Annotated in this window: 11 protein-coding genes; 8 read left to right on the top strand and 3 right to left on the bottom strand. The window is 64.0% G+C overall.

What is annotated here, in order from left to right:
- Window positions 1–257 precede the first annotated feature (257 nt).
- From PYV55_RS12355 to PYV55_RS12375, 5 genes are all read left to right on the top strand, one after another.
- Window positions 258–3,134: a 2-oxoglutarate dehydrogenase E1 component gene (locus tag PYV55_RS12355; protein ID WP_275851650.1), complete on the top strand. Its 2,877-nt coding sequence runs from the start codon at window positions 258–260 to the stop codon at window positions 3,132–3,134.
- A gap of 48 nt (window positions 3,135–3,182) precedes the next feature.
- On the top strand, window positions 3,183–4,451 hold the full coding sequence (gene odhB, locus PYV55_RS12360) for a 2-oxoglutarate dehydrogenase complex dihydrolipoyllysine-residue succinyltransferase (protein ID WP_275851653.1): 1,269 nt from the start codon (window positions 3,183–3,185) through the stop codon (window positions 4,449–4,451).
- A gap of 95 nt (window positions 4,452–4,546) precedes the next feature.
- Window positions 4,547–5,986 carry a dihydrolipoyl dehydrogenase gene (gene lpdA, locus PYV55_RS12365; RefSeq protein ID WP_275851656.1) on the top strand — a complete coding sequence of 480 codons (1,440 nt, stop codon included), beginning with the start codon at window positions 4,547–4,549 and terminating at the stop codon, window positions 5,984–5,986.
- Between the two features lie 236 nt (window positions 5,987–6,222).
- A complete protein-coding gene (gene zapE, locus PYV55_RS12370) occupies window positions 6,223–7,323 on the top strand; it encodes a cell division protein ZapE (protein WP_275851658.1) in 1,101 nt (366 codons plus the stop codon).
- Window positions 7,320–7,970 carry a hypothetical protein gene (locus PYV55_RS12375; protein WP_275851660.1) on the top strand — a complete coding sequence of 217 codons (651 nt, stop codon included), beginning with the start codon at window positions 7,320–7,322 and terminating at the stop codon, window positions 7,968–7,970. Before zapE ends, PYV55_RS12375 begins: the two co-directional genes overlap by 4 nt.
- A 13-nt stretch (window positions 7,971–7,983) precedes the next feature.
- Here the strand turns inward: PYV55_RS12375 and PYV55_RS12380 are convergent, their stop codons facing one another.
- From PYV55_RS12380 to crcB, 3 genes are all read right to left on the bottom strand, one after another.
- Window positions 7,984–8,787: a PP2C family protein-serine/threonine phosphatase gene (locus PYV55_RS12380; RefSeq protein ID WP_275851662.1), complete on the bottom strand. Its 804-nt coding sequence runs from the start codon at window positions 8,785–8,787 to the stop codon at window positions 7,984–7,986.
- Window positions 8,784–9,581: an outer membrane protein assembly factor BamD gene (locus PYV55_RS12385; protein ID WP_275851664.1), complete on the bottom strand. Its 798-nt coding sequence runs from the start codon at window positions 9,579–9,581 to the stop codon at window positions 8,784–8,786. Before PYV55_RS12385 ends, PYV55_RS12380 begins: the two co-directional genes overlap by 4 nt.
- A 121-nt stretch (window positions 9,582–9,702) precedes the next feature.
- Entirely contained in the window at window positions 9,703–10,080 is a 378-nt protein-coding gene (crcB, locus tag PYV55_RS12390; RefSeq protein ID WP_275851666.1) for a fluoride efflux transporter CrcB, read from the bottom strand.
- Window positions 10,081–10,234: 154 nt separating this feature from the next.
- On the opposite strand from crcB, the gene PYV55_RS12395 reads away from it, so the two are divergent.
- The 3 genes from PYV55_RS12395 to glgB all read left to right on the top strand — a co-directional run bounded on the left by PYV55_RS12395 (window position 10,235) and on the right by glgB (window position 13,308).
- A complete protein-coding gene (locus PYV55_RS12395; RefSeq protein ID WP_275851669.1) occupies window positions 10,235–10,816 on the top strand; it encodes an acyloxyacyl hydrolase in 582 nt (193 codons plus the stop codon).
- A 123-nt stretch (window positions 10,817–10,939) separates the two neighbouring features.
- Entirely contained in the window at window positions 10,940–11,377 is a 438-nt protein-coding gene (locus PYV55_RS12400; RefSeq protein ID WP_275851670.1) for a universal stress protein, read from the top strand.
- Window positions 11,377–13,308 (top strand): 1,4-alpha-glucan branching protein GlgB, encoded by a 1,932-nt coding sequence (gene glgB / locus PYV55_RS12405; protein ID WP_407066800.1) that lies wholly within the window; start codon window positions 11,377–11,379, stop codon window positions 13,306–13,308. Before PYV55_RS12400 ends, glgB begins: the two co-directional genes overlap by 1 nt.
- Window positions 13,309–13,313 lie beyond the last annotated feature (5 nt).

Genomic DNA, 13,313 nt, shown 5'->3' on the forward strand with positions numbered 1-13,313 from the left:
CCTCGCACTATCTCTTCGTCGCTGATCTCGTCTGGTTTCATCACGTTGCCCTCCTGGCGTTGCTGGCTTACCCTCTATTGGGACACATCAGTTTGAATCGCACCCTGCGCACGCATTCTGTATGTTTCAGTGGCAGAATGCTGCCTTGCTTCCGGTCCTTCCCCAGCCCAGTCGCATCCGCCAACCGGTTCAGCCGTGCCGCGGAAGGTTTTTCAACCAGCTCATGCCTCCTGCAGGGAGGCGGAGGTCAGCGCAATATGAGCGACACGCCAACTGTCTATCAAGCCTTTTTGGGCAATACCTATCTTTTCGGCGGCAACGCGCCCTACGTCGAAGAGCTCTACGAGAATTACCTCACCAACCCGGCCAGCGTGCCGGAAAACTGGCGCGATTACTTCGACGCGCTGCAGCACGTGCCCGCCGTAGATGGCACGAACGCCCGCGATATTCCGCACCTGCCGGTCATCAATGCGTTTGCCGAGCGCGCCAAGCAGGGCGGCACCCGGGTCGTGGTGGCCAGCGCCGACGCCGAAATGGGGCGCAAGCGCACGGCGGTGCAGCAACTCATCGCCGCGTACCGCAACGTGGGCCAGCGCTGGGCCGATCTGGACCCGCTCAAGCGCGCCGAGCGCCCGCACATTCCTGAGCTCGAGCCGTCGTTTTACGGCTTTGCCGATGCCGACCTCGAAACGGTGTTCGACACCAGCAACACCTTCTTCGGCAAAGACAAAATGCCGCTGCGCGACTTGCTCAACGCGTTGCACGAAACCTATTGCGGCACGTTGGGGGCGGAGTTCATGCACACCACCAACCAGGCGCAAAAGCGCTGGTGGCAGCAAAAGCTCGAGAGCATCCGCAGCAAGCCGCAGTTCGATGCGCAAAAGAAAAAGCACATCCTCGATCGCCTGACGGCCGCCGAAGGTCTGGAGCGCTACCTGCACACCAAATACGTGGGGCAGAAGCGCTTTTCGCTCGAAGGGGGCGAGAGCTTCATTCCGGCGATGGACGAACTGATCCAGCAGGCCGGCACCAAGGGCGTGCAGGAAATCGTGATCGGCATGGCGCACCGCGGCCGTTTGAACGTGCTCGTCAACGTGCTGGGCAAGATGCCTGCTGACCTGTTCGCCGAGTTCGAACACACCGCGCCGGAAGATTTGCCCGCAGGCGACGTGAAATACCACCAGGGCTTCAGTTCCGACGTGACGACGCCGGGCGGCCCCGTGCACCTGTCGCTGGCCTTCAATCCGTCCCACCTGGAAATCGTCAATCCCGTGGTCGAGGGTTCGTCGCGCGCGCGCATGGACCGCCGCAGCGACCCCAAGGGCAGCCAGGTGCTGCCCGTGCTCGTGCATGGCGACGCGGCCTTCGGCGGGCAGGGCGTGAACCAGGAAACCCTGGCGCTCGCGCAGACCCGCGGCTACACCACGGGCGGCACGGTGCACATCATCATCAACAACCAGATCGGCTTTACGACGTCCGACCCGCGCGACATGCGCTCGACCGTGTACTGCACGGACATCGTGAAAATGGTCGAGGCGCCGGTGCTGCACGTCAATGGCGACGACCCCGAGGCCGTGGTGCTGGCCACCCAGCTCGCGCTCGAGTTCCGCATGGAATTCCGCCAGGACGTGGTGATGGACATCACCTGCTTTCGCAAGCTGGGCCACAACGAGCAGGACACGCCCAGCCTGACGCAGCCCCTGATGTACAAAAAAATCGCCGCCCACCCGGGGACGCGCAAGCTGTACGCCGACAGGCTGGCGGCGCAGGGGCTTGGCGAATCGCTGGGCGACGAGCTCGCCCGTAGCTACCGCACTGCGCTCGAAGAGGGCAAGCGCCCGGTGGCGCCCGTGCTCACCAATGTGCAGCGCAAATTCGAGGTCGATTGGTCGCGCTACCTCGGCCAGAAATGGACCGATGCCTGCGACACGGCCATTCCCGTGTCCGAGTGGAAGCGTCTGGCCGAGCGCCTGACGACTTTGCCCGACAGCATCACGCCGCACCCCTTGGTCAAGAAGGTCTATGACGATCGCGCTGCGATGGGCCGCGGCGAAATTCCCGTCGATTGGGGCATGGGCGAGCACATGGCGCTTGCGTCCCTGATGGCGAGCGGCTACCCCGTGCGCCTTTCGGGGGAAGACAGCGGCCGCGGCACGTTCACGCACCGCCATGCCGTGATCCACGACCAGAACCGCGAACGCTGGGACGCTGGCAACTACGTGCCCCTGAACCATGTGGCCGACAACCAGGCGCCCTTCGTCGTGATCGACTCCATCCTGTCTGAAGAAGCTGTGCTGGCTTTCGAATACGGCTATGCGTCGAACGACCCGACTTCGCTCGTGATCTGGGAAGCCCAGTTCGGCGACTTCGCCAACGGCGCCCAGGTAGTCATCGACCAGTTCATCGCCTCGGGCGAGGTCAAGTGGGGGCGCATCAATGGCCTGACGCTGATGCTGCCGCACGGCTACGAAGGGCAGGGGCCCGAGCACAGCTCGGCGCGCGTCGAACGCTTCATGCAGCTCGCGGCCGACACCAACATGCAGCTCGTGCAGCCGACCACGGCGAGCCAGATTTTCCACGTGCTGCGCCGCCAGATGCTGCGCGACCTGCGCAAGCCGCTCGTGATCTTCACGCCCAAGTCGCTGCTGCGCAACAAGGAGGCGACCTCGTCTTTGTCCGAGTTCACCAAAGGCAGTTTCCAGCCGGTGATTGGCGAGCACAATGAAGAGGTGCTCGCCAAGGCCGCCAAGGTCAAGCGGGTGATCGTCTGCTCAGGCAAGGTCTATTACGACCTCGCGAAAAAGCGCGCCGAAAAAGGCGCGGACGATGTGGCAATCGTGCGCCTCGAACAGCTCTACCCGTTCCCGCACCGCGCCTTTGCCGCCGAACTCAAGAAGTACCCTGCGGCCACGGACCTCGTCTGGTGCCAGGACGAGCCGCAGAACCAGGGTGCCTGGTTCTTCGTGCAGCACTACATCCACGAAAACATGCTCGACGGCCAGCGGCTTGGCTACGCGGGCCGCGCGGCTTCGGCATCGCCGGCCGTGGGCTACGCGCACCTGCACCAGGAGCAGCAAAAAGCCCTGGTCGAAGCCGCCTTCGCCAAGCTCAAGGGTTTTGTCCTGACCAAATGACAAGGCCATAAACCCCCTCAGAACAAAACCCTTTTCGAAAGAATTCTCATGGCTATCGTAGAAGTCAAAGTCCCGCAACTGTCCGAATCCGTGGCCGAGGCCACGCTGCTGAACTGGAAGAAAAAGGCCGGCGAGGCCGTGGCCGAGGACGAAATCCTCATCGAGATCGAAACTGACAAGGTGGTGCTCGAAGTGCCGGCCCCGGCCTCGGGCGTGCTTGCGGAAATCGTCGTCGAAGACGGTGGCACCGTGGTGTCGGAGCAGCTGATCGCGAAGATCGACACCGAAGCCGTCGCCGGTACCCAGGCCGCTGCTCCTGCGCCCGCGGCCAGTGCTGCTGCTGCACCCGCTGCGCCTGCCGCCGCTACGGCAGCGTCCGCCGCCGGCGCCAAGGCGGGCGTGGCCATGCCCGCTGCGGCCAAGCTGATGGCAGACAAGCAGCTGTCCGCCGCAGCCGTCGCCGGAACCGGCAAAGACGGGCGCATCACCAAGGGCGACGTGCTCGGCGCCCTCTCTGCGGGCGCTGCCAAGCCCGCAGCTGCGAGCATACCGACGGGCGTCACCCCGCCCACGCTGCCCGCCGTGGCCGCGCCTGTGCCGGCGCCGAACCTGGGCGACCGCCCCGAGCAGCGCGTACCCATGAGTCGGCTGCGCGCGCGCATCGCCGAGCGCCTGCTGCAATCGCAAGCGACCAACGCCATCCTCACCACCTTCAACGAGGTCAACATGGCGCCGGTGATGGAGATGCGCAAGAAGTTCCAGGAAAAGTTCGAGAAAGAGCATGGCGTCAAGCTCGGCTTCATGAGCTTTTTCGTCAAGGCGGCCGTGCACGCGCTCAAGAAATACCCGGTCCTGAACGCCTCGGTCGATGGCAACGACATCATCTACCACGGCTACTTCGACATCGGCATCGCCGTGGGCAGCCCGCGCGGCCTGGTGGTGCCCATCGTGCGCAACGCCGACCAGCTGAGCTTTGCCGAGATCGAAAAGAAAATCGCCGAATTCGGCCAGAAGGCCAAGGACGGCAAGCTGGGCATCGAGGACATGACGGGCGGCACCTTCTCGATCTCCAACGGCGGCGTGTTCGGCTCCATGCTCTCCACGCCCATCATCAACCCGCCGCAATCGGCCATCCTGGGCGTGCACGCGACCAAGGAACGCGCCGTGGTCGAAAACGGCCAGATCGTGATCCGCCCGATCAACTTCCTGGCCATGTCCTACGACCACCGCATCATCGACGGCCGTGAGGCCGTGCTGGGCCTGGTCGCGATGAAAGAGGCGCTCGAAGACCCGGCGCGCCTGCTGTTCGACATCTGAGCTGCGTATCCGTCTGTATCTGCCCACCGTGGTGCGGAGCCTTTGACGGCGCTGCGGCACGTGGGTTTTTCGTTCACCGAACCTGAGAAATCCCCATGTCCAAACCATTCGACGTCGTCGTGATCGGCGCCGGCCCCGGCGGCTACATTGCAGCCATCCGTGCCGCGCAACTGGGCTTCAACGTGGCCTGCATAGACGCCTGGAAGAACGCCAGCGGCGGGCCGGCGCCGGGCGGCACCTGCACCAACATTGGCTGCATCCCCTCGAAGGCACTGCTGCAGTCCTCGGAATATTTCGAGCACGCCAAGCTCCATTTTTCAGAGCACGGAATCACCGCCAGTGGCGTGAAGATCGACGCCGCACAGATGATCGCGCGCAAGGATGCAGTCGTGAAACAGAACAACGACGGCATCCTCTACCTGTTCAAGAAGAACAAGGTCAGCTTCTTCCACGGCCAGGGTTCGTTCGTCCAGGCCACCGAAGCCGGCTACGAAATCAAGGTGTCGGGCGGCAGCGAAGAAACCCTGCTCGGCAAGCAGGTCATCGTTGCCACGGGGTCCAGCCCGCGCGCGCTGCCCGGCCTGCCTTTCGACGAGGAGCTGGTGCTGTCCAACGACGGCGCGCTGCGCATGGGGGCGGTGCCCAAGCGGCTTGGGCTGATCGGCTCGGGCGTGATCGGCCTCGAGATGGGCTCGGTGTGGCGCCGGCTCGGCGCCGAGGTCACGATCCTCGAAGCGCTGCCGACCTTTCTGGGTGCGGCCGACGAGCAGATCGCCAAGGAGGCAAAAAAAGCCTTCGACAAGCAGGGCCTGAAAATCGCGCTGGGCGTCAAGGTCGATGAGGTGAAGAAGACCGGCAAGGGTGCAAAAGCCGCCCTTTCCATCGCCTACACCGACGCCCAGGGCGCGGCGCAGTCGCTGGAGGTGGACAAGCTCATCGTCTCGATCGGGCGAGTGCCACATACCGCGGGGCTCAACCCCGAGGCCGTGGGCCTGCAGCTCGACGAGCGCGGCGCCATCGTCGTCGATGCCGATTGCAAAACCAACCTGCCCGGCGTGTGGGCCGTGGGCGACGTGGTGCGCGGCCCCATGCTCGCGCACAAGGCCGAGGAAGAGGGCGTGGCCGTGGCTGAGCGCATCGCGGGCCAGCATGGGCATGTCAACTTTGGCACCATTCCGTGGGTGATCTACACCAGCCCCGAAATCGCCTGGGTGGGGCGCACCGAGCAGCAGCTCAAGGCGGACGGCGTGCGCTACAAGGCGGGCACCTTCCCGTTCCTCGCGAATGGCCGCGCGCGCGCGCTCGGCGACACCACGGGTATGGTGAAGATGCTGGCCGACGCCGACACCGACGAAATCCTGGGCGTGCACATCATCGGCCCCATGGCGAGCGAGCTCATCGCCGAGGCTGTGGTGGCGATGGAGTTCAAGGCCAGCAGCGAAGACATCGCGCGCATCTGCCACGCGCACCCGAGCCTGAGCGAGGCCACCAAGGAAGCCGCGCTCGCGGTGGACAAGCGCACGCTGAACTTCTGAAACTTATAGAGAAATTGGCTGCTAGTGTAGTGTTTGATACTTGATGCGACAAATAAAACCGATGGATTTTTGGTCTGGGCAAGGCGCAAACCGCAGCGATACCGGGTGGTATCGCGAGGATTTGCAACGCGGCCCGGGCCGAAAAGACGCGGTTTTATGTCGCAGATAGCGTCGAACACTACACTAGTGCTTGTGTATCAAGCACTGGCAGCTATTCTTTTCATAGAAACTCCAACGTGAACGTCAAAGAGGCCTACCAGGCCGCACTCGCCGCCAAGGGCTTTCAGAGCGATCCGGCGCAGCTGCGTGCCGTGCAGGCATTGCAGCGCTGCGCCGACGAATGGGCTGCCTACAAGGTGCGGCGCTCGAATGCGCTCAAAAAGCTCATCAACCGCCCCGAGGTGCCGCGCGGGGTGTATATGTATGGCGGCGTGGGGCGCGGCAAGAGCTTTCTCATGGACTGCTTTTTCCAGGCCGTGCCGATCAAGCGCAAGGTGCGCCTGCACTTCCACGAATTCATGCGCGAGGTGCACCGCGAGCTCGCTGCGCTGCAGGGCACGGTCGATCCGCTCGACGCGCTCGGGGCGCGCATTGCCAAGCGCTACAAGCTCATCTGCTTCGACGAGTTCCATGTGGCCGACATCACCGACGCGATGATCCTGCACCGCCTGCTCGTGGCCTTGTTCGACAACGGCGTGGGCTTCGTCACCACGTCCAACTTCGCGCCCGACGATCTGTACCCGAACGGTCTGCACCGCGACCGCATCCTGCCCGCGATCGCGCTGCTCAAGCAAAAGCTCGAAGTCGTGAACGTGGACAACGGCACCGACTACCGGCGGCGCACGCTCGAGCAGGTGCAGCTGTACCACATGCCGCTCGGTCCTGCGACCGACGCGGCCATGGCACATGCCTTTGCGCAGCTTGCCGAAGGCTCGGACGACGATGACCCGCTGCTGCACATCGAGGGGCGTGAACTGCGCGCGCGGCGTTGTTCGGGCGAGGTGGTGTGGTTCGACTTTCGCACCCTGTGCGACGGGCCGCGCTCGCAAAACGACTACCTCGAAATCGCCACGCGCTTTCACACCGTGCTGCTGTCCGACGTTCCGGCGATGACTGCGAGCATGGCCTCGGCGGCGCGGCGTTTCACTTTGCTCGTGGACGTGTTGTACGACCGGCGCGTCAAGCTGGTTCTTTCGGCCGCGGTGCCGCCCGAGCAGCTTTACACCGAGGGGCCGCTCGCGCACGAGTTTCCGCGCACGGTGTCGCGGTTGCACGAGATGCAGTCCAAGGAATACCTGGCGCTCGAGCGCCGCAGCGTCGATACGGGGTTGACATGAGATTTGCACGTGGCATTGGTTTGGCGGGGCTTGCGGTGTTTACCGCCTGGAGCGCGGCGCAGGCCCAGCCGCCGGCAGCCGTTGCGCGGCCTGAGGACGCGGGCGTGCAGGCCGAGCGTGCGCACCTTCAGCAGCAGCGCGCCGCCATTGCGCAGCAGCGCGCGCGCGAAGAAAAGGCGTGCTACCAGCAGTTCGCTGTCGAAAACTGTCTGCGTGACGCGCGCCAGCGCGCGCGCCAGGCCGAAGCGCCTTTGCGCCAGCGTGAACTCGAACTCAACGACCAGGAGCGCAAACGCAAGGCGGCCGAGCGGCTGCGCGAGATCGACAAAAAACAGAGCGAGGCGGCCAAGCCGCCGCCCGCGGGCCGCAGCACGCTGCGCCCCAAGCCCGACACGGCCGCGCAGCAGCAACAGCGTGAACGCGACGCCCAGCACCGCGCCCAGGAGTCGCGCGCGCACCAGCAAAGTCAGGCGGCACAGCAGCAGCGGCGCATGCGCGACAGCGCCGAACAAGTCCCGCGCGAGCGCGCCCGCTACGAAGAAAAACAACGCCAGGCGCAGGAGCACCGCGCGCGTCTGGAAAAAAAGCGCGCCGAGGATGCGGCCGCGGGGCGCAAACCCGCCGCACCGCTGCCACCGCACCCATGAGCTGTGCCGGCGTTCAGGGTGCGGGCACGCCGTCCACCTTGACCACTGCCAGCGACAGGTTGTCGCCGGCGCCCCCGGCGCGGCTGCGGGCTTTGTCGATCAGGAATTCACTGGCTTCGCGCGGCGTCAACGCCTCGAGCACCGAGGCGAGCTCTGTAGGGGTGAAGTAGTGCCAGACCCCGTCGCTGCAGGCGAGGAGTACGTCGCCCGGCTGCAGACGCTGGATGGTGTGCAAGGCGGCCGGAGGTTCGCTTTCCGTGCCCAGACAGCCCACGAGAATGTTGGAGCGCGGATGGTTTTGCGCTTCGGCTTCGGTCAGCTCGCCACGGTCCACCAATGCCTGCACGTAGGAATGGTCCTTGGTGCGAAATGCCAGTTGCCCAGCGCGGAAGTGGTAGATGCGCGAATCCCCCGAGTGCACCCAGTGGCAATCACCACCGGGGTTGATGACGAAGGCCGCGAGCGTGCTGTGCGGCTCCTGCTCGGACGAAATGGCCGTGAGACGGATCACCAGGTGTGATTCCGCCACCAGATTCTTGAGCAGGATCTCCGCGTCGTCGGTGATCGGTGAGTAGCGCTCGAACAGCTGGCGCGCCGTGAGCATGACCTGGTCCGAGGCCTTGCGCCCGCCGCTGCGCCCGCCCATGCCATCTGCCACCACGGCGAGGACGCAACCCTTGTGCCGCGGGTGCACCAGCAGCGCCACCTGATCCTGCTGGTATTCGCGGTCGCCCTTGTGGATGCCGGTTGCGGCAAGCAGGCGGTAGGCGTCAGCTTTGGGTGCAGGGCGCGGCGGCGCGGCGCCGCGTGTCCTCACCACAACTTCCACCACGGGTTCGACCTGGGCTTGAAGCCCTGGGTCAGGTAGGTGCTTTGCGGGTAAGAGGCCTCGAGCACGCGGCGCGTGTCGTCGCGCAACTGGGTCATACCCAGTGCGTCGTAGGACTGCATCAGAATGTAGAGCGCCTCTTCGAGCGCAGGCACGTCCTTGTATTCGGCCAATGCGGCTTGCGCCCGGTTGATGGCTGCGACGTAGGCGCCGCGTTGGTAGTAGTAGCGCGCAACGTGCACCTCGTAACGGGCCAGCGCATTGACGATGTAAATCATGCGCTGGCGCGCATCGGGGGCGTATTTGGAGTCCGGAAATCGGGTTACCAATTCACGATAAGCCTCGAAGGAGTCTTTTGCCGCCTTCTGATCGCGCTCGGACAGGTCCTGGCGCGAAATCCAGGAGAACAGTCCCAGGTCGTCATTGAAGTTGATGATGCCTTTGAGGTAGAGCGCATAGTCGAACGCAGGGCTCGCCGGGTGCAGCTTCATGAAGCGGTCCAGAGTTGCGATCGCCTGGGCTTTCTCGCCGTTCTTGTATTGGGCATAGGCTTTCTCGAGCTGGGCCTGCTGCGCCAGCGGGGTGCCCGCGGCGCGGCCTTCGAGTTTTTCATAAAGGTCTATGGCCTTGTCGAACGCGCCGCCGTTCATCTCGTCCTTGGCCTCGGAATAGAGGCGATTCGGACTCCAGCCCGCGGTCGGGTCGGTAGGGGCGCTGGAGCAGGCTGCCAAAATGCCGGCGGCCAGCAGAACGGAGACGAGAGACGAGGAAGGGCGCAGCATCGCAGGTAGCTTTCAGACAAATACGCAAGGGAGCCGAGGGCACGGCGGCTCCCTGGTCGGCCGGGGCATTGTAGCGGGCGAGCCCAGCTTGCAAGAGCAGAGCAAAGGCCCTTCGCCGAAGTTACCCGTTCAAGCAAAAACGTGCCGTTTGCAGGCCCAGCACCGTCAAGAGCAGCGAGCCGCCCAGATGCAGCGTCGTCGTGCCCAGTGCCAGGGCGTAGCGCTGCTGCTGCAGCAGGGCCACGACTTCGGCGGAAAAGCTCGAGAAGGTCGTGAGCGCGCCCAGGAATCCCGTGATCAGCGCCAGGCGCCAGACCGGATCAAGCTGCGGCAGCGCCTGGAACACACCCACGCACAGCCCGACGAGGTAGCCGCCGACGAGGTTTGCGGCGAGCGTACCCCAGGGGATCAAGCCGCCGGGGCTGAGCCACAGGCCCAGCTGCCAACGCAGCAGGGCACCGGCGCAGGCGCCGAGGCAGATCGCAAAAATGTGTAGCATGGGGCGCAGTCAGTATGTGTCATTTTGGGCGCTGTGCAGGGCGTCTTGAGCCTGCGCCGCATTCAACTATTGTGCTGCAGCATGCGCAATAGGCCGTGGAAGTGCCAAAATTGTAGAAATAACGTGGAGCACAAAACCAATGTTTGTTACTGCTGTGGGATTCTGGCGCAAGGGTTCTTTTCGGGCCTTCCCGCGCATTGGGGCTTTGGCTGTGGCTCTTGGAGCGCTAGGCGTCAGCGCTTGGGCTCAGCAGTTCGAGGCGCGCCGATCCATCTATGTGGAAGCCGGTGGCAGCCTGGACAACAATGGGAGTGCCAGCACGGCCGTGCTGGGCCTGAGCCTGCCCATGCAGCAAAAGCTCTGGGGCGGCCGCATCGGCATGGCCTGGAATTTTTACCTGGGAGGCTGGGACGGCGACGCGCGCGAAGGGCAGCGCAAATACTACGCACAGATAGGCGTGGTGCCCATGTTCCGCTATCATTTTAATGATGGATCGTCGCCCTGGTTCGTCGAAGGCGGCATAGGCGCGTCCTACATGCACAAGACCTACCAAGTGGGCGACAAGCGGTTCGGCACGCGCTGGAATTTCAGCGATCATCTGGGTGTCGGTCGGGTTTTCGGTGATCAGCACGAGCAGGAACTTGGGCTTTATGTCAAGCATGTCTCGAATGCCGGATTCAAAAAGCCGAATCCTGGGGAGACCTTTTTGGAGCTGCGCTACGCACACGCTTTTTGATGGCTTGGCGCAGGGGTGCCGGGGTCGGGCCTGAAACGCAGCCGGGTTGCTGGGCTTGGATGGCGTCAGATTGAGGCATGATCACGTCTTCACGCTGCTTTCTCGCTTTCCCGGAGAAATACCATGTTCAAGCACATTCTGGTTCCCATAGACGGCTCCAAAACCTCCATGCTCGCGGTGTCCAAGGCCGCAGGCTTGGCCAAAACTTTTGGCAGCAAGGTCACTTTGCTCTATGTGATCGATCCTTATCCGTTCACGGGCGTGGGGGCGGACTTCGGGTATGGCCAGGAGCAATACCTGACCGCCGCGACGGCAGAAGCCAACATTGCCATCGATGCGGCCAAAAAAGCCATGTCCGAGGCGGGGGTGCAGGCTGAAGGTGTCATCGCCGAAGGGCATGTGGTGCACGATGCCATCGTCGAAGCGGTAAAAAATATCGGTGCCGACCTCATCGTGATGGGTTCGCACGGCCGCCGTGGCCTCGAAAAGCTCATGCTTGGCAGCGTGACGCAGCGCATTCTGAGCCTGGTGCATATTTCTGTGCTCGTGGTGCGCGATTGATGCCCATGGTGCCAGCGGGAACCGCGCAAGCGCCAAGCTTACTGACCGCGCACGACGTTTACCTGTTTCGCGAAGGTACGCACAGCCGCCTGTATGAAAAGCTCGGTGCGCATTTTTGTACGGTGGATGGCGCGGCGGGAGTGCAGTTCGCCGTGTGGGCGCCCAATGCGGCGCGTGTGAGTGTGATCGGCGACTTCAACGGCTGGGCCAAGGATGCGCATCCCTGTGCGCCGCGCGCCGATCACTCGGGCATTTGGGAGTGCTTCATCCCCGGCGTGCAGCAGGGTGATGTCTATAAGTTTCACATCCAGTCGCGCCACCACGGCTACGCCGTGGACAAGGCCGATCCGTTCGCCGTCTATGCCGAGCTGGCGCCGCGCACCGGCTCGCGCGTCTGGCCGCTCGACTACGCCTGGGGCGACCAGGACTGGATGGCGCGCCGGCGCAGCACGAACGCGCTCGATGCGCCCATCAGCGTCTATGAGGTGCACCTGGGCTCGTGGCGGCGCGTACCCGAAGAGGGGCAGCGCTTTCTGAGCTACCGCGAAATCGCGCCGCTGCTGGCCGAGCACGTGCAGGCGCTGGGCTTCACGCACGTGGAACTGCTGCCCGTGATGGAGCACCCGTTTTATGGTTCGTGGGGCTACCAGACCACGGGCTACTTCGCGCCCACGGCACGCTACGGCACGCCACAGGACTTCATGTACCTGATCGATTACCTGCACCAGGCGGGCATAGGCGTGATCCTTGACTGGGTGCCCTCGCACTTCCCGACCGATGCGCACGGCCTGGCGTATTTCGACGGCACGCATTTGTTCGAGCACGCCGACCCGCGCCAGGGTTTTCACCCTGAATGGAGCAGCGCGATCTTCAACTACGGCCGCAACGAGGTGCGCGCGTTCCTGCTGTCGAGCGCGCTGTTCTGGCTCGAGCACTACCACGTCGATGGCTTGCGCGTCGATGCCGTGGCTTCCATGCTCTACCTCGACTATGCCCGTACCGAAGGCGAATGGATTCCGAACCACTACGGCGGGCGCGAAAACCTGCAGGCCATAGACTTTTTGCGCCAGCTCAACACGGCGGCCTACCGCGAGCACCCCGACATCCAGACCTACGCTGAAGAATCGACGGCCTGGCCCATGGTGTCGCGCCCCGTGGCGGCAGGCGGGCTGGGCTTTGGCCTCAAGTGGAACATGGGCTGGATGCACGACACGCTGCGCTATTTCCAGCGTGACCCGCTCTATAGGCGCCATCACCACGGGCAAATCTCTTTCAGCATCTGGTATGCCTTCAGCGAGAACTTCATCCTGCCGCTGTCGCACGACGAAGTGGTGCATGGCAAGGGCGCGCTGATTGGCAAGATGCCCGGCGACGAGTGGCAGCAGTTTGCGAACCTGCGCCTGCTGTATGGCGCCATGTGGGCGCACCCGGGCAAAAAGCTGCTGTTCATGGGCGGTGAATTCGGCCAGCGGCGCGAATGGCAGCACGAGGAGAGCCTCGAGTGGCATGTGCTGCAATACCCGCTGCACGCGGGTGTGCAGCGCTGGGTCAGCGACCTGAACCGTTGCCAGCGCGCGCAGCCGGCCTTGCATGCGCAAGACTTTGTGCACGAGGGCTTCGCCTGGGTCGATTTTCACGACGCTGAGGCTTCGGTGCTGAGCTTTCTGCGCCGCGGCCGCGAGGCACAGGACCTGGTGCTGGTCGTGTGCAATTTCACGCCCGTGCCGCGCGCGCACTACCGCGTCGGCGTGCCATCTGCCGGGTACTGGCAGGAGCTGCTCAACAGCGACGCAGCGGAGTATGGTGGCAGTGGCATGGGTAATGGCGGTGGCGCGCACACCCAGGACGTGGCTGCGCACGGCTATGCGCAATCGCTATCGCTGCTGTTGCCGCCGCTGAGCGCGCTGTATTTGAAACCTGTTTCGGGGTGACGCGG

This window comes from Extensimonas soli (assembly GCF_029211265.1).
In the GTDB taxonomy this organism is placed as follows: Bacteria; Pseudomonadota; Gammaproteobacteria; order Burkholderiales; family Burkholderiaceae_C; genus Extensimonas; species Extensimonas soli.